Source organism: Pseudomonas sp. P20 (assembly GCF_016463925.1).
Taxonomy (GTDB): domain Bacteria; phylum Pseudomonadota; class Gammaproteobacteria; order Pseudomonadales; family Pseudomonadaceae; genus Pseudomonas; species Pseudomonas aeruginosa.
The window spans coordinates 771-25,970 of the sequence record NZ_JAEMVM010000029.1; the positions used below are offsets into that span (position 1 = coordinate 771).

Annotated in this window: 14 protein-coding genes; 6 read left to right on the top strand and 8 right to left on the bottom strand. The window is 64.0% G+C overall.

Features of this window, described 5'->3' with window-relative positions:
- Both JHD77_RS26955 and JHD77_RS26960 read left to right on the top strand, forming a co-directional pair.
- On the top strand, window positions 1–6,042 hold a 6,042-nt coding region (locus tag JHD77_RS26955), incomplete at its 5' end, for an amino acid adenylation domain-containing protein (RefSeq protein WP_442793169.1).
- 176 nt (window positions 6,043–6,218) lie between these two features.
- A complete protein-coding gene (locus JHD77_RS26960; RefSeq protein WP_023082193.1) occupies window positions 6,219–8,666 on the top strand; it encodes a TonB-dependent siderophore receptor in 2,448 nt (815 codons plus the stop codon).
- Between the two features lie 400 nt (window positions 8,667–9,066).
- Here the strand turns inward: JHD77_RS26960 and JHD77_RS26965 are convergent, their stop codons facing one another.
- Entirely contained in the window at window positions 9,067–10,719 is a 1,653-nt protein-coding gene (locus JHD77_RS26965; protein WP_012614134.1) for a cyclic peptide export ABC transporter, read from the bottom strand.
- 359 nt (window positions 10,720–11,078) lie between these two features.
- Here JHD77_RS26965 and pvdF point away from each other — a divergent pair, with 359 nt between their 5' ends.
- Complete coding sequence (pvdF, locus tag JHD77_RS26970; RefSeq protein WP_012614135.1) at window positions 11,079–11,906, top strand: pyoverdine biosynthesis hydroxyornithine transformylase PvdF; 828 nt, start codon at window positions 11,079–11,081, stop codon at window positions 11,904–11,906.
- Between the two features lie 59 nt (window positions 11,907–11,965).
- On the opposite strand, the gene pvdO is transcribed toward pvdF, so the two are convergent.
- From pvdO to pvdM, 3 genes are read right to left on the bottom strand one after another with little or no spacing between them, the layout of a single operon-like run.
- Window positions 11,966–12,820: a dihydropyoverdine dehydrogenase gene (pvdO, locus tag JHD77_RS26975; RefSeq protein ID WP_012614136.1), complete on the bottom strand. Its 855-nt coding sequence runs from the start codon at window positions 12,818–12,820 to the stop codon at window positions 11,966–11,968.
- A gap of 28 nt (window positions 12,821–12,848) precedes the next feature.
- Window positions 12,849–14,126 (bottom strand): pyoverdine-tailoring periplasmic protein PvdN, encoded by a 1,278-nt coding sequence (pvdN, locus tag JHD77_RS26980; protein ID WP_191519443.1) that lies wholly within the window; start codon window positions 14,124–14,126, stop codon window positions 12,849–12,851.
- Between the two features lie 11 nt (window positions 14,127–14,137).
- On the bottom strand, window positions 14,138–15,496 hold the full coding sequence (gene pvdM / locus JHD77_RS26985) for a pyoverdine-tailoring dipeptidase-like protein PvdM (RefSeq protein ID WP_012614138.1): 1,359 nt from the start codon (window positions 15,494–15,496) through the stop codon (window positions 14,138–14,140).
- A gap of 214 nt (window positions 15,497–15,710) precedes the next feature.
- Here pvdM and pvdP point away from each other — a divergent pair, with 214 nt between their 5' ends.
- Window positions 15,711–17,348, top strand: a complete 1,638-nt coding sequence (gene pvdP, locus JHD77_RS26990; protein ID WP_031755553.1) for a pyoverdine maturation tyrosinase PvdP — start codon at window positions 15,711–15,713, stop codon at window positions 17,346–17,348.
- Window positions 17,349–17,396: 48 nt separating this feature from the next.
- Here pvdP and ompQ read toward each other — a convergent pair whose 3' ends face one another.
- The 4 genes from ompQ to fpvR all read right to left on the bottom strand — a co-directional run bounded on the left by ompQ (window position 17,397) and on the right by fpvR (window position 23,089).
- Window positions 17,397–18,821: a pyoverdine export/recycling transporter outer membrane subunit OmpQ gene (gene ompQ / locus JHD77_RS26995; protein WP_003120134.1), complete on the bottom strand. Its 1,425-nt coding sequence runs from the start codon at window positions 18,819–18,821 to the stop codon at window positions 17,397–17,399.
- A gap of 5 nt (window positions 18,822–18,826) precedes the next feature.
- Window positions 18,827–20,818 carry a pyoverdine export/recycling transporter ATP-binding/permease subunit PvdT gene (gene pvdT, locus JHD77_RS27000; protein ID WP_003139295.1) on the bottom strand — a complete coding sequence of 664 codons (1,992 nt, stop codon included), beginning with the start codon at window positions 20,816–20,818 and terminating at the stop codon, window positions 18,827–18,829.
- Window positions 20,818–21,993: a pyoverdine export/recycling transporter periplasmic adaptor subunit PvdR gene (pvdR, locus tag JHD77_RS27005; protein ID WP_003089547.1), complete on the bottom strand. Its 1,176-nt coding sequence runs from the start codon at window positions 21,991–21,993 to the stop codon at window positions 20,818–20,820. The genes pvdT and pvdR overlap by 1 nt, the downstream gene beginning before the upstream one ends.
- Before the next feature lie 100 nt (window positions 21,994–22,093).
- A complete protein-coding gene (fpvR, locus tag JHD77_RS27010; RefSeq protein ID WP_003120136.1) occupies window positions 22,094–23,089 on the bottom strand; it encodes a pyoverdine signaling pathway anti-sigma factor FpvR in 996 nt (331 codons plus the stop codon).
- Between the two features lie 163 nt (window positions 23,090–23,252).
- On the opposite strand from fpvR, the gene fpvI reads away from it, so the two are divergent.
- Together fpvI and pvdA are read left to right on the top strand one after the other, a co-directional pair.
- Window positions 23,253–23,732, top strand: coding sequence for a pyoverdine signaling pathway sigma factor FpvI (gene fpvI / locus JHD77_RS27015; protein WP_003103620.1), 480 nt, complete (start codon window positions 23,253–23,255; stop codon window positions 23,730–23,732).
- 132 nt (window positions 23,733–23,864) lie between these two features.
- Window positions 23,865–25,196, top strand: coding sequence for an L-ornithine N(5)-monooxygenase PvdA (gene pvdA / locus JHD77_RS27020; RefSeq protein WP_003103622.1), 1,332 nt, complete (start codon window positions 23,865–23,867; stop codon window positions 25,194–25,196).
- Window positions 25,197–25,200 lie beyond the last annotated feature (4 nt).

Sequence of the window (25,200 nt, forward strand, 5' to 3'; positions counted from 1 at the left end):
TACCTGGGTGGAGAAGGTGTGGCGCGGGGTTACCTGGACCGGCCGGCGCTGACGGCCGAGCGTTTCGTCCCGGATCCGTACGGCAACGGCGAGCGGGTCTATCGCAGCGGCGACCTGACCCGGGCACGTGCCGATGGGCTGGTGGACTACCTGGGGCGTGTCGACCACCAGGTGAAGATCCGGGGTTTCCGCATCGAGCTGGGTGAGATCGAAGCGCGCCTGCTGGAGCAGGAGTGCGTGCGCGAAGCGGTGGTTCTGGCCCGCGATGGCGCGAGCGGCAAGCAACTGGTGGGCTACGTGGTGCCGCAGGATGTCGGTGCGCTGGAGGACGAGAAGCGCGGCGCCCTGCGTGAAGTGCTGAAGTCGGCGCTCAAGGCGAGCCTGCCGGAATACATGGTGCCGACCCAGTGGGTGTTCCTGGCGGCGTTGCCGCTGACGCCCAACGGCAAGCTGGACCGCAAGGCGCTACCGGCGCCGGACGCCAGTGACAGCCAGCAACAGTATGTGGCGCCGGTGACGGAGCTGGAGCGCACATTGGCAGCGATCTGGGCGGATGTGCTGAAGCTGGAGCGGGTCGGGATGGCCGACAACTTCTTCGAGCTCGGCGGGGATTCGATCATCTCGCTGCAACTGGTTAGCCGGGCGCGCCAGGCGGGAATCCGCTTTACTCCCAAGGATCTGTTCCAGTACCAGACGATACAGGGACTGGCAGGGGCTGTGCGGTTCGATACGGGGCAGCTTGTCGATCAGGGGCCTGTTCTCGGCTCGATGCCACTGATGCCGATCCAGCAACGTTTCTTCGAGGAGGATGTCCCCGAGCGCCATCACTGGAACCAGTCTTTGCTGCTGGAACCCAGCGAGGCGCTCGACCCTCAGGCGCTGCAGGGGGCCCTGGCGGCGCTGGTCGAACAGCATGATGCCCTGCGCTTGCGTTACATGCCTGGCGAAAGGGGCTGGCAGGCGGAGTTCCTGCCGCAGGAGGCGAGCGAAGAGTTGTTGTGGGAACGTACGCTGGATGCTACGGAAGAACTGGAGGAGGTGATCGAGGCCTGCCAGCGCAGCCTGGATTTGCGTCATGGCCCCCTGTTGCGGGCGTTGCTTGCGGCCCTGCCGGACGGCAGCCAGCGACTGCTGCTGGTCGTACACCACCTGGTGGTGGATGGGGTGTCCTGGCGGATATTGCTGGAAGACCTGCAGCAGGCCTATCAGGCATTGGCGACCGGAGAGATGCCGCACCTGCCGGCGAAGACCAGTTCATTCAAGGTCTGGGCCGAGCGTGTGCAGGAACATGCCCGGGGGCCGGCACTCAAATCGGAGCTTGCCTACTGGCAGGCACAGCTTCAGGGCTTGTCGGATAACCTGCCCTGCGACAACCCTCATGGGAGACGTCAGCTGAAGCATGCCGCCTACGTTGGCGGGCGGCTGGAGCGAGAGTGGACCCGCCGTCTGTTGCAGCAGGCTCCGGCGGCCTATCGCACGCAGATCAATGATCTGCTGTTGACGGCCCTGGCCCGGGTGGTCTGCCGCTGGAGCGGTGAGGCCGAGGTGCTGGTGCGTCTTGAAGGACATGGTCGCGAAGATCTTTTCGAGGATATCGACCTGAGCCGTACCGTTGGCTGGTTCACCAGCCTCTACCCATTGCGGCTCAGTCCACGAATCGATCTGGTCGACTCGATCAAGACCATCAAGGAGCAGATACGGGCCGTGCCGAACAAGGGTATCGGCTATGGCCTGCTGCGCTATCTCGGCGACGATGAAGCTCGGACAACGCTCGGGTGCCTGCCGGAGGGCCAATTGGTCTTCAACTATCTAGGCCAGTTCGACGGCAGCTTCGACCAGGAGCAGGGGTTGTTCGTGCCCGCGCGGGAGGGAAGCGGTGCCGAGCGTAGCGACGAGGCAGTTCTCGACGGCCTGCTGGCTCTGAGCGGGCAGGTCTATGACGGCGAATTGAGTCTGCAATGGACGTTCAGTCGGGAAGTGTTCGAAGAAGCCACCATCCAGCGGCTTGCGGACGAATACTTGTCAGAACTCCAGGCATTGGTTGCGCACTGTTGCGAAGAGCGGAATCGTGGGCTGACGCCTTCGGACTTTCCTCTGGCGGATATCGACCAGGCACGCCTGGATAGCCTGCCATTGCCCGTCGGCTCGATCGCCGACCTCTACCCGTTGTCTCCCATGCAGCAGGGTATGTTGTTCCACTCTTTGTACGAAGAGGGCGCTGGCGATTACATCAACCAGATGCAGGTGGAAGTGGAAGGGCTGGACGTCGCCCGCTTCCGCCTGGCCTGGGAAGCGACCCTGGAGGCGCACGATGTCCTGCGCAGCGGCTTCGTCTGGGAGGGAGAGCTGGGTCGGCCGTTGCAGGTGGTGCACAAAAGCGTTTCGCTTCCTTTTGCCGAGCACGACTGGCGCGGGCGCACCGACCTCGAGTCAGCCCTGGAGGACCTGGCAGACCAGGAGCGGCTGCGGACGTTCGATTTGCAACAGGCGCCGCTCCTGCGTTGGGTCTCGGTACGAGTGGCCGACCACCGGCATCGCCTGATCTACACCAATCACCACATCCTGATGGATGGCTGGAGCGGCTCCCTGCTGCTCGGCGAAGTACTTGAACGCTACTCGGGGCGTCAGCCTGCTCCTCAGGCCGGCCGGTACCGCGACTACATCGCCTGGCTACAGCGACAGGACCGGGAAAGCGCCGAGCGCTACTGGAAAGAGCGGCTCGCCGAGCTCGATGCGCCAACTCGCCTGGCACAGGCTATACGTTGCGAACTGTTGCCAGCGAGCGGACATGGCCATTTCGTCCACGCCTTCGATCCGGTTTCCACCCAGCATTTCGAGGCATTTGCCCGCACCCAGCGGGTGACCTTGAACACCTTGGTGCAATCGGCCTGGCTGTTGCTGTTGCAGCGTTACACCGGGCAGGACACGGTGTGTTTCGGCGCCACGGTGGCGGGGCGACCGATGGAGTTGCCCGGCATCGAGCAACAGGTGGGATTGTTCATCAATACTCTGCCGGTGATCGCTAGCCCGAGGGCGGACCTGAGTGTTGTCGATTGGATCAGCCAGGTGCAGGACTGCAACCTGGGCCTGCGCGAGTATGAGCATACGCCACTGTACGAAGTGCAGCGCTGGGCCGGGCAGGGCGGCGAGGGATTGTTCGACAGCCTGCTGGTATTCGAGAACTATCCGGTATCGGAGGCACTGGAGCAGGGTGCCCCGTCGGGGCTGCGCTTCGGTGAGGTAGAGAACCGGGAGCAGACGAACTATCCGCTGACCTTGTCGGTCGGTCTGGGGGAGACCCTCCAGGTACAGTACAGCTACGATCGCCGTTATCTGGATTCCGAGACGGTAGAGCGGTTGGCGTCGCACTGGCGCAACTTGCTGGAGGCTATGTGCCGGGCGCCGGAAATCCGCCTTGGCGAACTGCGGATGTTGGACGAGGATGAACGGCAGCGTTACCTGGCGCTTGGCTGCGACATGGATGCGGAATATCCTCGCGGCCTTTGCCTGCATACGCTGTTCGAGGCGCAGGCAGGGCGCTTCGCGGACGCGCCTGCGGTGCTCTTCGACGGTGAGCTACTGACCTACGGTGAACTCAACCGACGCGCCAACCGCCTCGCGCACTACCTGCTCGCTGAGGGAGTGGGGACAGAGAGTCTGGTGGGAATCGCCATGGAGCGCGGGCCGGACATGCTTGTCGGCCTACTGGCGGTGCTCAAGGCAGGTGCCGCCTATGTGCCCCTGGATCCCGACTATCCTCGCGAGCGGCTTGCCTACATGCTGGAAGACAGCGGCGTACGGCTGGTACTGAGCCAGTCCTGGCTGTCCCCTGGGTTGCCCTTGGCGAAGGGCGTGGCCGCCCTCGACCTGGATCGGACTGGCTGGCTGGATGGTTATCCCTCGAATGACCCGCTGCGTCCCCTGGCTGCGGAAAACCTGGCCTATGTGATCTACACGTCAGGCTCGACCGGCAGGCCGAAAGGTGTCCAGATCGAACATCGTTCGCTGCTCAACTTCCTCGCCAGCATGGCGCGGGAGCCGGGGTGCACCTCTTCCGACCGGCTGCTGCAATTGACGTCCCTGTCCTTCGATATCGCTGGCCTGGAGCTATACCTGGGCCTGACCCGCGGTGCCTGTATCGTCATGCCTAAGGCTCAGCAGAGCAAGGATCCGCAGGCGCTGCTGGCCCTCATCGAAGAGGCTGAGGTCAGCATCATCCAGGCGACGCCGGCGACTTGGAGGATGCTGCTGGACGGCGCTCCGGAGCGCGCCGAGGTCCTGCGTGGCCGCAAGGCGCTCTGTGGTGGTGAGGCGCTGGGCGGAGGCCTGGCACGACGTCTGCTCGCGCACGTGGACTCCCTATGGAACGTCTACGGTCCCACCGAGACCACCATCTGGTCGTCCTGCCAGCGTGTGCTCGACAGCGAGGTCATCCATCTTGGCGGACCTATCGGCAACACCGCGCTACACGTCCTGGATGACGAACTCGAACCCATGCCGGCGGGGGGCGGCGGTGAACTGCTGATCGGCGGGGGCGGTCTGGCCAGGGGCTATTTCGCACGTCCCGCCCTGACAGCAGAACGCTTCGTGCCCAACCCGTTCGATGCACACGGCGGACGCCTCTACCGCACCGGAGATTTGGCCAGCCGCCGCTCCGATGGCGTTATCGACTATCTCGGCCGTGTCGACCATCAGGTGAAGATCCGCGGGTTCCGCATCGAACTGGGCGAGATCGAGGCGCGCCTGCAGGAGCAGGGCCTCGTGCGCGAGGCTGTGGTGCTGGCACAGGAGGGAGCCCATGGCGCGCAACTGGTTGGCTACGTAGTGCCCATCACGTCAGAACTGGCACCAGATTGGCGCGATGTGCTGAGGAATGCACTGAAGGGCTGCCTGCCGGAATACATGGTGCCTGCGCAATTGGTGGCGCTCGAACGGTTGCCGCTGACGCCCAACGGCAAGATCGACCGCAAGGCCTTGCCGAAGCCGGATGCCGGCGCACAGACGCAGGCATACGCGCCCCCGCAGACCGAAGCGGAAAAAGACCTGGCGCGGCTCTGGAGAGAGGTACTCGGTGTCGAGCGGGTCGGTTTGCACGACAACTTCTTCGAGCTTGGCGGCGATTCGATCCTGGCCGTCCAACTGGTGGGGAGAATCAGGCTGTGGCGTGCTCCGGGCTTGGAGATCAGCCTGCGCGACCTGATGCACAAGCCAACCATCGCCGCGTTGCTGGAGTCGCGGTCACATGCAGGGAGTCCGCTGGTGAGCTTGAACAGGGGGCTTGAGCAGGTGCCGCCGTTGTTCTGCATTCACGGAATCTTCGGCACGGCCTTCGACTACCTGCCGTTTGCGCGGCGGATGGAGGGACGACGCACGGTTATCGGTATCCAGTCGCCGTTGCTCTCCGGTTATCGCCCCGAAGGCCTGGCGATGCGGGAGCTGGCCAGGCAGTACGCCGGACTGATCAGGCAAAGACAACCTCAGGGTCCTTACAGCCTGATGGGCTGGTCGCTGGGCGCAGTCATCAGCCTCTTCGTGGCGCGGGAACTGGAGAAGCAGGGCGAGGAGGTCGTCTTCCTCGGCCTCGCGGATGCACCGCTGGTCGACGGCAGGGGAAGAAGCGATCAGGAGCTGGGCCAGGTCCTCGATGAGTTCTTGGAGATATTCCTGGGGACGCGCTCCCGGCTTCCGGCCGAGGCGTCGGTGGATGCCTCTGTCGTAGCCAGTCATATCCGTGCTCAGGTGGCGGAGAAACCTGTTCGCCATGGCCTCACGGCGGATGAGCTGATTGGTGTGTTCGAAACCGTGGCGACCTTGCGCAAGCTCTGCTGGGATGCCGCCGAACTCGCAGGGCTCGTTGCCGGGGTTCATTGCTGGTGGGTCGAAGGGCGCGAGGCGGAGGCGCGGCAGTTCCAGGCGCAGATGTCTTTCACCTTGGCGCGAGAAACCTTCTGCCAGGCCGAGCACGACACGATCATGCAGGACGAGCGCCTGTTGCAGGAGCTTGACGAGGCTAGCGAGCGGTCTTTGAAGCAACGTACGTAGCGCGTCGACAAACGAGGGCCGGGCCGGGTTTTACCTACAGGTAAACCCGGCCCGGGTATGTCCGGGGTAACGAAATACGACAGTTGAGTTTTTTTTCCGGTTTTTCCTGCTGAGACGTCTTTGTAATTGATAAGTATTCTTAAATATTTATCCATACGAAATATATGGAGAAAAACATGCCAACAGCACATGCGGTTTCCCCTCTGGCAAGGGCTTTAGGAAGTTTGGGGGCAAACAAGATGTCCAGGCTTGGCCTGGCCCTTCTGCTGGTGAGCGCCCAGGCGGTCGCGCAGGAGTACGAGTTCAACGTTCCCGCCCAGCGGCTCGACGCGGCGCTTCAGGCGCTTGGCCGCCAGGCGGGTCTGCAGGTGCTCTACAACCCGAGCGACCTGAGTGGTCTGCGTAGCCGCAGTGTCAGCGGCAAACTCGAATTGGAACAGGCGATCAGCCAACTGCTGGATGGGGCCAACGGTATCGGTTTCGAACTGCAGGGCAAAACCCTGATCCTACGCCTGCAGGACTCCTCTTCGGTGATATCCCTGGATTCAATGGTGGTCTCAGGCCTGGCGCTGAATCCCACTACTGAAAACAGCGGCTCCTATGCCTCGCCTGCGGTGTCGATCGGCAAGGGCAACAAGAGCATCAAGGAAATTCCCCAATCGGTGACGGTGGTCACCCAGAAGCGGATGCAGGACCAGAACATGTCCACCGTATCCGATGTCCTGGCCAACGCGCCGGGCGTTACCTCCATCCCGATGTTCGGTACCGGCGAGCAGTACTACTCTCGCGGTTTCTTCATCGAAAACTTCCAGTACGACGGTGTACCCCTGGAGCGCCAATCCTATGCCCGTGGTTCGGACTTCAGCGGGCAGACCGCGATCTTCGATCGGGTAGAGATTCTCCGGGGTGCGCAAGGTCTGCTGGAGGGCGGCGGCAATCCCTCGGGCTCGGTCAACTTCGTGCGCAAGCGACCGACGGCGGAGAACCAGGTCCGGCTGACTGCCAAGGCCGGCTCCTGGGATCACTATGGTACCCAGGCCGATATCTCCGGCCCGATCGACGAACAGGGAAGACTGCGAGGGCGCCTAGTTCTCGACTACGACACCAAGAACTCGTTTGTCGACCACGTAGGCGATGACCGCCAGACCATCTATGCCGCGCTCGATTACGATCTTACGGAAGCTACACGCCTCGGCTTCGGCTTCAGTCGCGAGCGGATCGACGCCAACATCGATGTCAACGGCTTGCCCAACTATACCGATGGTTCGATGCCGCATTTCAGTCGCTCGACTTTCCTCGGCGGCGACTGGTCCTACTGGGACAAGATCCAAGAGACCTTCTACTTCGATATTGCCCACCAGTTCAACGAAGACTGGTCGTTGAATGCCACGGTGGTCAATGCGCGCGAGAAGAACGACTACAAGTACCTGCTGATGGCCGGCAGCATCAATCCGGACAATACCAGTACGCTGCGGGGAGATGCCTACGTCTTCGACTTCTTTTCCGAGCACTGGGGCGGGGATGTCTATGTCAATGGTCGTACCAAGGTTGCCGATCGCCAGCTGAACCTTACATTCGGGGCGAACTATTCGGACCTGGACAGCAGCGATACCTTCGGCTGGAGGCAGCGCTACGTACCCAACTGGGATATCTTCAACTCGCCGGTCAATACCAACAAACCATCCGATGACGACATCTATTCCGTCAGGCGCAGCGACGATGGCTACGCTTCGATCCAGAAAGGCGTCTACGGCATGGGGCAATACTATCTGACCGACGACCTGTCCGTAGTGCTCGGGACTCGCATTTCGTCCTACCAGAAGGCTTATACCTCCAATGGGCCTTGGGGTTATTCGAAGGCGGTGGCCAAGGAGTCGGCGAAGGCCATTCCCTATGCCGGCATCATCTACGACCTCAATCCGGAGTGGAGTGCGTATGCCAGCTTCACCAAAATCTTCCTTCCGCAGTCGGTGCGTACCGCGAGCGGCAGCATCCTGGGACCGAAAAGCGGGAAAAGCGTCGAGACCGGTCTGAAAGGCATCCTCAACGATGGCCGCTTGAATGCCACCTTCGCGCTGTTCCGCATGGAACAGGACAACATCCCGATCCAGGACGCCAACCTGCCCGATGACGTTCAGGAAGCCAACTGCGGCGGTACCTGCTACCACGGCGGCGGCAAGGCTATCAGCCGCGGCTTCGAGACCGAGCTCAGCGGCGAGTTGTTCGACAACGTGCAGGTATATGCCGCCTACACCCTCAACCTGCTGCGTTACCAGGGCGAGGTGCCCAGCGAAGCGGATGACGTTGGCGCCAGCGTCAATACACCGAAGCACATATTCCGCTCCTGGGTCGACTACCGGTTGCCGGGCAATTGGTCGCGGGTATCCGTCGGCGGCGGCGTCAATGCACAGAGCCGGTCGGCCGGGTTCGGCTACTACGGACGGGAGCAGAGCGGCTTCGCGGTATGGAACAGTCGCCTGGCCTATCGCTTCACCGAAGAGCTGACCGGTGCGATGAACGTCAACAACATTTTCGACAGGCGCTACTTCAAGTCCGTCGACTATGGCCACAACTACTTCGGCGATCCGCGCAACGTGCTGTTCACGCTTACCTATAGTTACTGAACTGCTGGCGGCTGGTCATCGGGCCTGCCGGAACGGGAAATGTACGAATGCCGGCCTTCGGGCCGGCTTTTTTCTATCCGTTCGGAATCCGGATGACGGCCAGCAGGGTTGTTGGCGATTCTCGTCGGCTGGTCCGTGACGAGCACGACGGTGCGTCATTGCCGGCAGTGCAGGCACAAAGATAGAGGCGCGCAGCTAATGTTGGGCGACTGGGCGGCGGCGATGTCTTCAGCACGCTTCGCAGTAGAAGAGAGGGAGTCGAGAGACGCAGAGACGGGCTGGCTGAGCGGGCGATACGACGTGTGGAAAGGCGGTTTGTCGGGGTGAGCTTCGCTGCTGCCTCACCGCGAGGCGGGAAGGGCGGACGGGACGCCATGGTGTCCCGTCAGGCTGATGTCTATCAGGCGGGGTGCAGCGCGGGTTCCACAATCTGGCCGGCGTGCATATGTACCAATTTGTCGGCGATGTCGAAGTAACGGTCGTCGTGGGATATGACGATGAGCGTGCGGCCCTGGCGTTTCAGTTCGGGCAGCAACTCGGTGTAGAACACGCGGCGGAATGCGGGGTCCTGGTCGGCCGCCCATTCGTCGAATACCAGCACTGGGCGGTCGTCCAGCCAGGCGTTGATCAGCGCTAGGCGTTTGCGTTGACCAGTGGAGAGGTCGGTGGTGGTGAAGCTGCCATTGCGGATACCCACCTTGTGTGCGATGTCTAGGCGCTCCAGGTATTTGTGGGCTTCCGCTGGCAATTCGGTGCGGCCGCGAAGCAATTCGTCGAACAGGTAGTAGTCGGTGAGGACGGTGGCGAACAATTGGCGGTAGTCGTCTCGTCGCGCGTCGTCCACAGTCTTGCCGTTCAGACGGATTTCGCCCTGCTGTGGGGTGTATAGACCCAGGAGCAGCTTGATCAACGTGGTTTTGCCGCAGCCGTTCTCCCCGACGACGAAGACGATTTCGCCCCGGCGAATGGTCAGGTCGAGAGGGCCGAGATGGAAAGACTGACCGCCTTCGGATTGTGGGTAGTCGTAGCGCACCTGGCGCAGTTCGATTCGCTCCAGGCTCATGTCCGCCGGAGCGGGAGTGCTTTCCAGAAGGTGTGGCTCGGAGGAGGAGAACTGTCCTGCCAGTTCGCCGATACGGCGTAGTGCGATCTTGGCGCGACTCAGGTTGGGAATGTTGATGACCAGTTGTTCCAGGGGAGCCTTCATGTACAGCATGACCAGCACGAATCCTCCCAACACGGTTCTTTCGGCAGCGGGCCAGAGTGCCAGGAAGGCGATCGCCATTCCGATCACCGCGAAGAACAGCATCGAGCCGAAGGTCTCGGCGCTTATGAATATGGCGGCGGAGCGTACGTTGGCCTTACAGATGTCTTCTGTCGTGCCATGGATCTGCCTCTCCAGCAAATCGATGCGGCGTTCGCGCTGTATGCGCAGTTCCTTGGCTCCGGCGGAAATGGCTTGGTAGTGCTTCTGCAGTTCGTCCTCGCCGTCGCGAGCTGCCTGTAGGCTATGCGTGCCGCGACGGTGGGCCAGATATTGGGCGCCACTACCGAGCACCACTGTCAGCACCGTGACCAGCAGGATCTGCCAGGATAGCAAGGCCAGGTAACTCAGGCAGCCGATGGTCACAGTGAAGGCGATGAGCATGGGCGATACGCTCAGAGCGAAGACGCTGAGTGCGCCGACGTCGTTGAGCAGTACCGGGATCAGGCGATGCGCACGATAGCGTTCCAGTTGTTCGATCGGCGCGGCGAGAATCCTGGCGGCCAAGTCTCGACGCAGGGTGGCGACCACGCGCTGGCCAACATAATTCGTCAGCAGTTTCGACAGGGTCGAGCAGACCAGGGTCATGACGCACAGGAGGGCGAAAAGCAGGGCCACGTGCAGGTTCGGGCCGCCTTCTGTATTCATTGCAGTGTTGATAGTGGCCAGCAGGGCCGTGACGCTGAGGCCGCCGGCGATTCCCAGCAGTACCGAAAGCAGGACGTGCGGCCAGAACGGCTTGAGGAGAGTCAGGGTTTCATGGGCAAGGCTTTCAGCTGTTCGGGTCATGGGGCCTTCTCGGATGCCTACGGAGAAATGGAGGTCGATGGGTAGTCGCGTCGTTGACCTCGTCTTGATCCAGTGAGACGAGAAGGAGGTCGTCCGATTTAGGCCGTGCAACTGTGGGGCGCATGCTGGAAAGGGCGTGCCATGCGCCGTGGGATACTTCTCCTAGCTGGAGGACGAAGTGGCGGGGGAAATGTTTAAGTTGCTCTGGCCCGTCCGGCAGTTGCCGATAAATTCGGCCGGGGGTCGTTCGTTGCTCTCATGGAGAGCATGCAACCGGGGCGCTCGAAGTCCCGGCGAGTGCCGCGTACACGATGTGTATTCCCATGCACGACGCCGATCCACTCCCAGGAATGAACCATATGAAGAAACGGAAACTCGCCTACATCTGGTCGCTGCGCAATGCTGCAGCGGACAAGGCCGGTCAGTATGTCCCCTACAAGGGCGAAGAGCGCTACATGAAGTCGGTGCTGGAGTCTCTCGTCGAGGGATTGAACCAGACGTCGCTGGGAGAGGCATACGAGTTGGTCGGCGTGATCTATGACGACGATGCGGGGTTGCCGCGCGACCAGGAAAAAATCAGGGACTACGGTTTCGCCTATCGTCCCGGGCAGCAATGGTTCTATCCGGCAGACCTGCAGGTGCAAGGCAAGACCCTGAACGACCTCTTGCTCAGCGTGCCTTCCACCTACCGTCGGTACCCACGGGGTACGCCCGAGCACGTGGCCGGCAAGAGCGATTTCGAGCGACGCTTGCATGACACCCTGGTGGAGCTGGGCGCCGATGTAGTGGTATTGGACGGGCTCCTGGTAATCCTCGATGAGCTGGTGCGCCCAGGCGCTCCGTTCGCACGACGGATCATGAATATCCATCCTGGCGTGACGCGCGAGGACTCGCCTTACGAGCGTCGTGGTGCCTATGCGACCCTGGATGCCCTCTATGGAGCGCGTGGCGAGAAGGTGGTGGATTGGTCGACCCTGGAAAAGGTCGCGGTCGAGCCGCTGTACTGGACCGGGGCATCCTTCCACTATGTGGACAATGGCATCGATTCCGGCGAGGTATTCCACGATGTGTTGAAGACCGAGATATCGCCCGAGGATACCATCCTCGAACTACGCTGGAACAACTTCAACAACAGTCTGTTCCCGGCGCTGCATGAGGGCCTGGCGCTGCTGGCGGAAAAAGGCTGACCGGGAGTTGCCGTAGCGTTGAGCGAAGGCCGGGAGCGAGAGCGTCCCGGCCTTTTCCATCAGAGTTCGCGGGCGACGCGAAAGCCGATCCAGTCTCCGCGGGTGTCGGGGTAGGCATTGTTGCGATTGCCCGAGCGCGAGAAGATCGGCGGCTCGCCCCAGTCGTTGCCGCGGATCTGCACCAGCTCGCACTTGTCCTCCATCCACGCGCTGCCGTCGCTCGGCGCGCCGTTGTAGTGGTCGTGCCAGCAATCGGCGACCCACTCGTAGACGTTGCCGTGCATGTCGTAGACGCCGAAGGCGTTGGGCGGGAAGCTGCCCACCGGCGAGGTGAAGTTGTAGCCATCGCTGGCGCCGTAGGTGTTGGCGTGCTTGGCGATGCTGTATTCCTTGCCTTCGTCGAACGGGAAGGGGAAGGGGCCGGCGCTGCCGGCGCGGGCGCCGTACTCGCGCTCGGCCTCGCTGAGCATGCGGTAGTGTTTGCCGGTCTTCTTTGACAGCCAGGCGGCGTAGTTCTTCACGTCGTTGTAGTCGACGCATACCGCCGGCTGGCGAGGGCCTTGCTGGTAGCGCGGCTTGCCGGCGATGCATTCGCGGCCGGGGCGGGTATCGCCGTCGGCCAGCTTGACGCCGGTGGCCTTCAGGTAGGCGTCCAGTTCGCCGGCGGTGACCTGGTAGCGGCTGATGGCGAACGGCTTGGCGAAGGTCACGTCGTGCAGCGGGCCCTCGTCGGGCTGGCGGCCGACCTCGTCGTCCGGGGTGCCCATGGTGAAGCTGCCGGCGGGCAGTACGACCATCTCCGGGCAGTCCTTGCAATCCTTGAACACCGTGCCGGGTTTCTTCGCTTCGTCGGCGAAGGCTGGGGCGGTGGCGACGATCAGTGCGGCCAGGGCCAGGGGCGGTAATGCGTGCATGGCGGTTCTCGTTGAGTGGCGAAAGGGGTCAGGCGAGTTGCGGGGCGAGGATTTCCAGCACCCGGTCGATCTCCGCCTCGTCGTTCAGCAGGCTCGGCGCCAGGCGCACCACCGGGCCGACATCGCGATCCACGGCGTCGCTGATTACCCGGTGCGCCATCAGGTGTTTGGCGACCGCCTCGCAATCGCGGCCTTCGACGCGGAAGAAGGTGAAGCCCGAAGACAGCTCGGGGCTGGTCGGCGTGACCAGGTGGACCTTGGGATGCTCGCCCAAGCGCTGCTTGAGGTAGGCGTTGAGCTGGTGGATACGCGCCTGGACCTCGGCCTTGCCCAACTGCAGGTGCAGCTCGAAGGCCGTGCCCAGGGCCAGGCGATGTTCGAAGGCGTGGTAGCCGCCAGGGGTCATCAGGGTGCCGAAGTTGTCGGCGCGGGAGAAGGTCGGGATGCTCGGCACCAGGTGCTCCTGGAGCTGTTCCGAGCGGGCGATGATGACCCCGGTGCCACGCGGGCCGAACAGCCACTTGTGGGTGCCGGCGATGAAGTAGTCGCAGTCGAAGTCGGCGAAGCTGACGTCTTCCACGCCGAAACCATGCACGCCGTCGACCACGTAGATGATCCGGTCCTGTTCGTCGCGCTTCTGGTTGAGTTCGCGCACCAGCTTGCCGATCTCGCGGATCGGCAGCTTCACGCCGCTGCCCGACTGCACCCAGGTCATGCCCAGCACCCGGGTCTGCGGGCGGATACGCGAAGCGATGCTGCCGAGTATTTCATCGGCGCTGACCTGGTGTGGTTCCTTGAACAGGGGGAAGGTATGTACCTGGGTACCCATGCGTTTCTGTCGGTACTCCAGGGTGGTGTAGGTGGAGTAGTGCTCGTGGGAAGAGGTCAGGATCTCCTTGCCCGGCTGCACCAGCAGGCCGCCATAGATCGCCGCCAGGCCGTCGGTGGTGCTACCGGTGAGCGCCACCTGGCCCGGACTCACGCCGAAGTAGCGCCCCGCCCAGCTACGAGCACTGTCTTCGTGCTTCCAGATTTCCTCGCGATGCCAGTCGACGGTTTCGCCCGGGTTTTCATTGAAGCGCAGACGCAACCGGTCGATGGCCTGCTGTACCGGGCGCGGATGAGAGGCAAGCAGGAAGTTGGCGAAATGCAGGTACCGCGGATCGAGGTCGAAGAGCTGGCGCAGAGCCTGCCACTTGTCGCTGTTCGACTCGGTGGCTGCCTGGGGGAGTCGGGCCGAAGAAAGCAGTGGCAGGCCGGCGGCGATGATACCGGCCTGCTTGAGGAAGGTGCGACGGTCGGTCATGAAGAGATCCGTTACGGCTGGATGGGGGAGGAGATGGGCTTGGCGCGCTTCTGTACCTCGCCCCAGACGCGCAGGAAGTTACCTCCCCATAGCTTGGCGATGTCGGCGTCGGAGTAGCCGCGGATGATCAGCTCGGCGGTGACGTTGCGGTTCTCGCTGACATCCTTCCAGCCATCCAGCCCGCCGCCGTCGTTGAAGTCCGAGGCGATGCCGACATGGTCGATGCCTACCTTCTTCACCGTGTAGTCGATGGCGTCGACCAGTTCCTTGAGGCCTGCCTTTGGTTCTTCTTCGAGGATTCCATAAAGCGTGCTGGCGTATTCACCGAACTTCGACTCCGGCCAGATAGCGATGATCGGATCGCCCGGCATCAGGGCATAGTCCAGGCTTTCCAGGGGGGGCAGATCGAAGCGGATACGCAACGCATTGAGCTTTTCCAGGGTGGGTTTGCTGAGTGGGCGCAGATAGGCGGGGAAACCAACTACCTGGATTACACCGCCGCTGTCCTTGATCAGTTGCATCTGCCGGTCGCTGAGATTGTGTCTGATATCCACCAGGGCTCGTGGGGCCGAGTGTGACGCGACGATGGGCGCGCGACTGAGCGCGGCTACCTGTTCCAGCGCCTTGCCCGACATCTGCGAGACGTCGATGATCACACCCAGATCGTTGAGTCGTTGTACCGCCTGCTTGCCCAGCGGCGAAAGGCCGCCCAGCGGGTCCGGCGAGTCGTTGAAGAACGGCAGGGGGCGAGCTGCATCGGACCAACTGTTGTTGCCGACATAGTTGAAGCCGAACATTCGGACGCCTCGGGCTGCCCAGCGGTCCAGTTGGGAAAGGTCGTCGCCAAGCGGATAGGCATTGAGCATGCTCATGACTACGGCGAACTTGCCTTCCATGGCCAGCCGTCGGAAGTCTTCGGGCGAGTAGGCGATAGCGATCCGGTTGGGAAAATCGCGAACCATGCCGGTGAGGATCTTGTAGCGGGTTTCCTGCTGGTGGCGAGCCTCTTCGACGAACCCCAGGGTCGGTTTGTGGGGGGAATTGGGCCCGCTCCACATTTCTGGCCAGCCGAAGATCGCCAGGGCGGCGCCCGAAAGGCGGCCCCGGCCAGCCTTGATCAGATCAAGCTGGCCGGGGCCGTCTTTGTCCACTTCGTTGCCGGTCGTACCGAAATCCAGGGGAACGGTGATCTTGCTGTCGAAGGAGAGGATGCGGTCCTGCAATTCCTCTGCATGCTTCATGACTTTGCGTGGGTAGCTGGCGCTGCTCGGCCCGAAAGCTTTCCAGGCCAGCAGGCCTGCGCCGACGAGAGTAATGAAGAGGATCGGTAAGCCTAAGTAGAGGGCCTTGCTTGTACGTGGTCTGGTCATTGCCATCTCAGTCAGGGTCGAGATCGAGGAGCGCCGGCGGTTGCCTGTCGAAGCGGGCCCACCTGTCAGGGAGGAACGAGGCGGGAGAGGGAAAATTTAGCCATGGCCCCTCTCGACCATGGTGTCGAGGCTTGGTGGCGTGCCAGTAAATTTGCCGACGGACGGAACGTTCTAGCTGGATAAAGCGGGCTTCGCGGTTGACACAGGTAGGACGATGACGGTTTCTCGACGAGGTTTCATGGCCGGCTTGGCGCTGACCGGAGCGGCGGCGTTGCCGGTGGCTTACTACACCCGCCGTCACTTGGCCCGCGAAGAAGAGGAACCGCCCACGGCCGACGAGGCCGTGCTCGATCTGGCCGATACCGCGGGTATGCGCCTGGGTGGTCGCTTGCGTGGGGTGTGGGACCTGCGTCTGGTCGGTGCTGATGCTGGCTTGCCCGGCCTGCCGGCGGAAGGCTTGCAAATGGTGCTGGATGTCGCTCCCAAGGGGCGTGGCCTGATTGGCTATCTCGATACTCCTACACGACTGCTGTCGAGCGATGAGCCCAGGTTCCGTGTGAGCGGCGACCTCGTTGGAGCCAGTTCGGCGCGAATTCGCTGGCGCCTGGTCGACCAGGCTTCGGCGTCGATGGCGCCGACCCATGACTGCTCCGCAGTCTTTGATGAAGTCTGGGATAATTTCGCCAATGCCGGGGACGGCACGCTGAGCGGGCATATCTTGCGCCTGGATCGTTCTCCGGGGCTGCCGGAGGAAGATTTCCGCTTCGTAGCGGTCAAGCGACACTTTCCGCCAGCTCGCGAACGCATCGCTCTCAACGAGAAATTGCTGGGATGGTTAGTGTCGCCGCAGCACCGGTTGTTCCACCAGCTATGGCACGCCTCGCGGGACAAGTGGCATCAACTGTCGGAGAAGCAGCGCAATGCGTTGCGTGGGGTGGGCTGGCAGCCTGGCCCGCTGGACCGGGAGCGCGATGCGCGGGGGCCAAGAAAGGATCGCAACGCTTCTGGTATCGACTTCCTTTTCATGCATCGGCATATGCTGCATACCGCACGATCCATGCAAGACCTGCCATCCTGGAGGCGTTTGCCGCGCCCCGCGGTTCCGCTGGAATTCGATCGTCCCGGCTTCATCCGCTACTTCGACAATCCAGATGGTTTCTCCGTGCCGCCGGCCTGGGTAGCGGTCGGGGACGACGAATACAGCGAATGGCTGCGTGGGTTGAAAAGCGTAGAAGCGTACCATTCCAATTTCCTGGCCTGGGAGTCGCAGTACCAGGATCCGGAATATCTGGCGAAGTTGACCCTGGGACAGTTCGGCTCGGAGATGGAGCTGGGTATGCACGATTGGTTGCATATGCGCTGGGCGACCGTGACCCGCGACCCATCCAACGGGTCGCCGGTCATGGGCGACCGCGTCCCGTCGGATTTCTCGCCGCGCTGGTTCCGCCCGGAGAACGATTTCCTCGGCGATCCGTTCTCGTCCCATGTGAATCCCGTGTTCTGGTCCTTCCATGGCTGGATCGACGACCGTATCGAGGATTGGTACCGTGCCCACGAGCGTTTCCATCCCGGCGAAGTGCGGCGTCGAGAGGTGCAGGGTATTCCCTGGTTTGCGGCTGGGCGCTGGGTGGAGGTGGACGACCCTTGGCTCGGCCCGGCGACCCATGGTTGCGGCCTGTCGGATCTGCAGGCGAGCAGCAATTCGGTGGAGCTGGACGTGGAAACCATGAAGCTGGCGGTACGCATCATCTTCAGCGAAGAAGACCGGTTGAGCGGCTGGCTCAAGCGTGCGCCGCGGCGGCCCTGGTACGCGCGCAACCTGAAGCTGGCGCGCGACCAGCTCAGGCGCTGAGCGGCGAAAGAGCGAGTAAGGATGGAGGAGGCCCGCGCAACGCGGGCCTCAGTCTTTCCGCGCGAGACCCTGGCGGTCGCTCTGCCAGCCGCCGCCGAGGGCCTTGTACAGGCCGACCGAGGCCTGCAGGCGGGCCAGTCGCAGTTGCACGGCGGCATCCTGCGCCGCGTACAGCGTGCGTTGCGTTTCGAGGACCGTCAGCAGGGTTTCCGCGCCGGCCTGGTAGCGGCTGTCGGAGAGATCGAAGGCGCGCTGCGCCTGCTCCAGCTCCTGCTGCTGCCAGTGCAGCTGGCGGTCGAGGCCGTCGATGCTGTTCAGCGAGCGTTCGGTGTCGGCAAAGGCGGTGAGGATCGCCTTGCGGTAGGTTTCCAGCAGTTCTTCCTGGCGCGCCAGGCTGCGGTCGCGCTCGGCGCGCAGGCGGCCGTGGTTGAAGATCGGGGCGAGCAGGTTGGCGCCCAGGTTGTAATAGGGGTTGCGGAAAGTGTCGGCGGCGCGGTTGGCGCCGGACGACAGCGAGGCGCTCAGGGTCAGCTTGGGGAACAGCGCCGCGCGCGCCACCTGCACGTCGGCCTGGGCCGCGGCCAGTTGCGCTTCGGCGTTGGCGATATCGGGACGGCGGCTGAGCAGTTCGCTCGGCAGGCCCGCTCCGGTCTCCGGCCAGCGCAGGCTGTCGAAAGGCCGCTCGGCCACCTGTAGCGCCTGCACCGGCTCGCCGATCAGGGTGGCCAGGGTAATCAGCGCCTCATGGGCCTGCTGCTCGAGCAGCGGCAGCTGCTTGCGCTGGCTGGCGACCAGGCTGCTCTGTTGGGCGACCTCCAGGGCGGTGGCCGAGCCCGCGGCATGGCGGGTCTCCACCAGGCGCAGGACGTGCTCGGCGTTGTCCAGGTTGAGCCTGGCGATGCGCTGCTGTTCGCGCAGCGCCAATACCTGCAGGTAGCTGTTGGCGACGCCGGAGAGCAGGGTCAGCTCTACCGTGGCGCGGTCGTACTCGCTGGCCTTGAGGCTTTCCAGGGCGCTGCGGTAGGCAGCCCGGCGACCGCCCCAGAAGTCCACTTCGTAGCTGGCGCTGAGGCCGGCGGAGAAGGAGTCGACGGCATCGTTGTCGGAGGTCGCGTCGGTACCGCTGTAGCCCGAGTCGCGCAGGAGTTTCTGCCGGCTGGCGCCGAGCGTCGCATTCAGCTCCGGCAGCAACGGCGCGCCGGCGATCACCGCCGAGGCCTGGGCCTGGCGTACGCGGGCCACCGCCGCGCCGAGGTCCTGGCTGTTCAGCAGGGCGCGTTGCAGCAGGCTGTCCAGTTCCGGCGCGCCGAAGGCCTTCCACCACTGGCGGATGTCGCTGGCATCGCTGCGCCCGGCCGCCAGGTAGCGCCACTGGCTGGGCGCGGCCAGGCCGCTGTCGAGGGGCGCCGGCGTGCTGCCGCAGGCGCCGAGCAGCAGGCAGGCGGAAATCAGGGAGAGATTCTTCATGGACATATCCGTCATTGGCTGGCCAGGGCGGCCACCGGGTCCAGCTGGGCGGCCTTGCGCGCCGGCATGAAGCCGAACACCAGGCCGGTGACCAGCGCGCAACTGAAGGCGCCGACGATGGCCGACAGGGAAAAGGCCACCGCGACCTGGCCGAGCAGCAGCACGCCGCCGATGCACAGGGCCAGGGCGATCCCGGCCAGGCCGCCGACCACCGAGAGCATCGCCGCCTCGGTGAGGAACTGGCGGAGGATATCGCCCTGGCGGGCGCCAGTGGCCATGCGGATGCCGATCTCGCGGGTGCGTTCGCGCACGGTCATGAGCATGATGTTCATCACGCCGATCCCGCCTACCAGCAGGGAGATCGCGGCGATCGAGCCGAGCATCAGCGACAGGGTGTTCTGGGTCTTCGCCTCGGCCTGGATCATCGCCGCGTTGTTGGTCAGCTCGTAGTCGCGCTGGCCGCGGTGCAAGCGCAGCATCAACTGGTCGATGGCGCGTTCGGCCTGGTGCACGCGCTGGGCGTCGGCGGCGGCGATGATCACGTACTCGGGGTTGCGCGTGCCGAACAGGCGGATGCTGGCAGCGGAGTAGGGGATGGCGATGCGGTTGTCGGCATCCTTGTCGCCGGAGCTGGAGCCTTTCTCGGCGAGCACGCCGATGACCTGGAACGGCACGTTCTCGATGAGGATGTAGCGGCCGATCGGGTTGGCGCTGCCGAACAGCTTCTTGCGCACCTTGTAGCCGATCACCGCGACCGTGGTGGCGGCGTCTTCGTCGCGCTCGGTGAAGTAGCTGCCCTCGGCCACCGGCCAGTTGAGGATTTCCGGGAAGTCGGTGTTGTTGCCGCCGACGTAGGCGTGGTAGTCGATGTTGCCGTAGCGCACCACCAGCTCGCCGCCGTTCACCGGCATGACCTTCTTCACCTGGGGCAGGGTGGCGATGGCGGCGACGTCGTCGCTGCTGACGATGCCCATCGGCGCGCGCGGGTTCGGCGAGTAGCCGCTGAGATAGATGATGTTCGAGCCGAACGCGCCCATCTGCGCCATCACCTGGCGCTTGCTGCCCTCGCCGACGGCGAGCATGACCACCACCGAGGCGACGCCGATGATGATCCCGAGCAGGGTCAGCGCGGTGCGGAACCGATTGATCCACATCACCCGCCAGGCGGCGCGCACCGCCTCCAGCAGTTCGGCGCGCCAGGCCCCCGAGGGTTCGCTGCTGCCCTCGGCGAGGCGCTGGCTGAGATCGTCGGCCTGCAGGTGGCGCTCGACGCCGGCGCTCGGTTGCGCCGGGCGCTCGTCGTTGGCGCTGTCGCTGACGATCTCGCCGTCGCGCACCTCGATGATGCGCTTGGCGCGGGCGGCGACGTCGCGGTCGTGGGTGATCAGGATCACCACGTGGCCCTGGCTGGCCAGCTCGTCGAGCAGCGCCATGACTTCCGCGCCGCTGTGGCTGTCGAGGGCGCCGGTGGGTTCGTCGGCGAGGATGATATGGCCGCCGTTCATCAGCGCGCGGGCGATCGACACCCGCTGCTGCTGGCCGCCGGACAACTGGTGCGGACGGTTGGCGGTGCGCTCGGCCAGGCCCAGGCGTTCGAGCAGGGCCCGCGCTCGGGTGTGCCGCTCGCTCGCCGGGATGCCGGCGTAGATCGCCGGCATCTCGACGTTTTCCTGGGCCGAGGCGGAGGGGATCAGGTGATAGCCCTGGAACACGAAGCCGAATGCCTCGCGGCGCAGCCAGGCCTGCTCGTCGCTGTCCAGTTCGGCGACGTCGTGGCCGGCGAAGTGGTAGCTGCCGGAGCTGGGCCGGTCGAGGCAGCCGAGGATGTTCATCAGGGTCGACTTGCCGGAGCCGGAGGCGCCGACGATGGCGACGAACTCGCCGGCGTGGATCGACAGCGATACGCCCTTGAGTACCTCGACTTCCGGGGTGCCATTGCCGCCGTAGCGCTTGCGGATGTCGCGCAGTTCGATCAGGGGGACGGGGTGCGTGGCGTTTTCCATCAGCTGTCGCTGCCGTCGGGAGCGGCCATCAACAGGCGGTCGCCTTCCTCCAGGCCGGCAAGCACCTGTACCCGCAGGCGGTCGCTGATGCCGGTCCTGATCTGGCGGCTCTGCGGCTTGCCGTTGCTGCCGACCACCCAGGCGACCTGGCCGCCCTTGCCGTCGTCGTGGATGGCGGCGACCGGCGCGGTGAGGATGTTTTCCGCGGTGGCGGCGACGAAGAACACCTGGGCGGTCATTTCCGCCATCAGTTGGTGGTCGCCGTTGTCCACGTCGACCAGCACGGTATACAGCACCACCCGGCCGCTGCCGCTCTGCCCGCCGCTGCCGCTGGTGGGGCTGCCGCCGCCCTGGTTGCTCTGGTCCAGCGGCTTGGGTGGCACCGGGAGGATCTGCCGGACCTTGCCGGTCCAGCGCCGGCCTTCGCCGCTGAGGGTCGTGAAGTAGGCCGGCATGCCGGGCTTGACCCGGCCGATGTCGGCTTCCGAAACCTGGGCCCAGACGGTCATCGGCGACAATTTGGCGATCCTCAGGATCAACGGGGTCTGCTGCTGGGCATTGAGGGTCTGGCCTTCGCGCGCATCGACCGCCACCACCGTGCCGGACATCGGCGCGTAGATGCGGGTATAGCCGAGTTCGGCTTCGTCGCTGCGCAACGAGGCCTGGGCCTGGCGGATCTGCGCCTGGTACATCTCGATCCGCGCCTGGGTGGCGAGCATCTGCGCCTGGGCGCTCTGCACGTCCTCGGTACGCGTCGCGCCGCCGGCGGCCAGCCGCTGCTGGCGCTGGTACTGCTGGCGGGCGAGGGTGTACTGGGCACGTTGCTCGGCCAGCTGGGCCTTGAGCATCTCGATCGAATAGCGGCCGGCATCGACCTTGGCCTGCTGGGTGGAGGGGTCGATCTCGACCAGCAACTGGCCTTCCGTCACATCGTCCCCGGCCTCGACGTGCAACTTGCGGATCTGCCCGGAGGCCTGGGCGCCGACGTCGACGTAGCGCCGCGGTTGCAGGGTGCCGAGCGCCGAGACGCTGCTCTCGATGCTGCCGCGGCTGACGCTCACGGTGTCGAAGCTGTTGCTGCGGAACGGATAGGCCTGCCAGGCGGCCAGGGCGATCAGGGGGCTGAGGCAGACTGCGACGAGCAGTGCGCGACGAGTACTACGGGTTCGTCTCATTCGGGAATCCGGCCGGTGCGTGGAGAGACCGCCGCCGCTGGATCGGCAGGCTGGGCACTGCCAGATATACGAGGCCAGGGCGGCTAAATTTAACCTGGGTTCAGAGCTGGGCGTAACGGCTGCTGATGCGGATGCTGCCGTCCTCGCGATGTTCCAGGTCCACGGGCAGGACTTTCGGCAGGGCGTCGACCAGGCTGCGGATGTCGCGGGTGCTGTAGATCCCGCCAATGCGCAGTTTCGCAGCGCTCCTGTCGCCCAGGACCAGCGGAGCGTCGAGGTAGCGGTTGATCAGCGGCAGGGCCTTGGACAGGGGCAGGTCGTCGAGTACCAGGCGGCCCTCGCGCCAGGCTAGCGTCTGGCGGGTATCCACGGCTTCGACCAACGGTTGCAGCAGGCCCGGATAGTAGCTGGCCTGCATGCCGGGAGTCAGGCTGCTGTCGTTGCCCGAGCCTTCGCTGCGGACCTTCACCGAGCCCTCGGTGACGGTGACTACCACGTTGTCCTGGTACTTCCAGACGTTGAAGCGGGTGCCGGTGACGGTGATCGAGCCGTTGCCGGCCTTGACCACGAAGGGGTGCGCGCTGTCGTGGGTGACATGGAAGTAGGCCTCGCCCCTGTCCAGGGAAACCCGGCGGATGTCCTTGAAATTGGCGAAGCTCAGCTGCGTATTGAGGTCCAGTTCGACCTCGCTGCCGTCGGGAAGAACGGCATGCCTGACGTTGCCCTCGGCCTCGTAGCGCTGGTAGTTGGAAGGAATCCAGCCTTGCAGCCAGCCGAGGTAGCCGGCCGTCGGTAACATAAGCAGGGCGAGGGCGGCGGCGCGTGCCTGGCTCTTCCAGCCCCTGCGGCGACGGCCGAGCGGGCGGGTTGCGGCGTGGTTGCGAAGCTCGGGCGCCGGCGTTCGCGGCAGCAGTTCGCTGAGCGCCCAGATCTCCTCCATTTCTGCGTATTCGGCGGCGTGCCGGGGATCGGCTGCCAGCCAGCGCTGGAACTCGCCACGCTCTTCCTCGGAGAGGTCCTCGGCGTGCAGGCGCATGCACCAATGCGCGGCGTCCTGCACAAGGGTGTCGCTGTCGGCGGGAGAGGGTGTCTTCATCGAGGGTTCCAGTTATGCCTTCGGATTGCGCTGCGAGCGAAACAAGGCTTTAAAGCTTGATGAGAATTATTATAAATTTAATGATTTCATACTGCCAATGTCGCCGGCAGGCGATCCCGCCCTTGGAAGGACAGTGCCGTAGAGGCAGCGAGCAGGAGTCGTCTTGGAAAACCATTATCGGGAGCTGCTGCGATTCCTCAGTGCCAGGCTCGGGGATCGACACGCAGCGGCGGATGTCGCCCACGACGCGTATTTGCGCGTTCTGGAGCGCTCCAGTCAAGCGCAGATCGAGCATCCGAAGGCTTTTCTGTACCGGACGGCGCTCAACCTGGCGGTGGACGAGCACCGTCGCAGCCGGGTGCGCCGGGCGGAACCCCTGGAGGTCCTGGACGACGAGGAGGGCCTGGCCAGTCCCTCGCCGCAGACGGTGGTCGACCAGGGGCAGCGCCTGGACAACCTGCAGCGCGCGCTGGCCGAGTTGCCGGCCATCTGCCGCAGTTCCTTCCTGTTGCGCAAGCTGGACGGCCTGTCCCATTCGCAGATCGCCGAACATCTCAATATTTCCCGCAGCCTGGTGGAAAAGCACATCGTCAACGCGATGAAGCACTGTCGGGTGCGCATGCGCGAATGGGAAGCCGACTGATTTCGCTATTCGTGCTCGGCAACGCTTAAATTTCATTTCCCTGTCCTCGTTCCTAGTCAACAGATGGCCCTCCAGGGCTGCTCTCGACTTATCGCTCCCGCTTGAAAGGGGGCCAATCCAGAGGAACTGGAAATGACTCAGGCAACTGCAACCGCCGTGGTTCACGATCTCATCGGTGTCGGCTTCGGCCCTTCCAATATCGCCCTGGCGATTGCCCTCCAGGAACGGGCCCAGGCGCAGGGCGCCCTGGAAGTGCTGTTCCTGGACAAGCAGGGCGACTACCGCTGGCACGGCAACACCCTGGTGTCGCAGAGCGAGTTGCAGATCTCCTTCCTCAAGGACCTGGTGTCCCTGCGCAACCCCACCAGCCCGTATTCCTTCGTCAACTACCTGCACAAGCACGATCGTCTGGTCGACTTCATCAACCTGGGCACCTTCTATCCCTGCCGGATGGAGTTCAACGACTACCTGCGCTGGGTCGCCAGCCACTTCCAGGAGCAGAGCCGCTACGGCGAAGAGGTCCTGCGCATCGAGCCGATGCTGAGCGCCGGCCAGGTCGAGGCGCTGCGGGTGATCTCGCGCAACGCCGACGGCGAGGAGCTGGTGCGCACCACCCGCGCCCTGGTGGTCAGTCCCGGCGGCACCCCGCGTATCCCGCAGGTGTTCCGTGCGCTCAAGGGCGACGGCCGGGTGTTCCACCACAGCCAGTACCTGGAACACATGGCCAAGCAGCCCTGCAGCAGTGGCAAGCCGATGAAGATCGCCATTATCGGCGGCGGGCAGAGCGCGGCGGAGGCCTTCATCGACCTCAACGACAGCTACCCGTCGGTGCAGGCCGACATGATCCTGCGTGCCTCGGCGCTCAAGCCGGCGGACGATAGCCCGTTCGTCAACGAAGTGTTCGCGCCGAAGTTCACCGATCTCATCTACAGCCGCGAACATGCCGAACGCGAGCGTTTGCTGCGCGAATACCACAACACCAACTATTCGGTGGTGGATACCGACCTGATCGAGCGCATCTACGGCGTCTTCTACCGCCAGAAAGTCTCCGGCATCCCGCGCCACGCCTTCCGTTGCATGACCACCGTGGAGCGCGCGACCGCCACCGCCCAGGGCATCGAGCTGGCGTTGCGCGACGCCGGTAGCGGCGAGCTAAGCGTAGAGACCTACGACGCAGTGATCCTGGCCACCGGCTATGAGCGCCAGTTGCACCGCCAACTGCTCGAACCGCTGGCGGAGTACCTCGGCGACCACGAGATCGGCCGCGACTACCGCCTGCAGACCGACGAGCGCTGCAAGGTGGCGATCTACGCGCAGGGCTTCAGCCAGGCCAGCCATGGCCTCAGCGACACCCTGCTGTCGGTGCTGCCGGTACGTGCCGAGGAAATCTCCGGCTCCCTGTACCAGCACCTGAAGCCCGGCGCTCCGGCCCGCGCCCTGCACGAGCACGCCCTGGCCAGCTGACCGG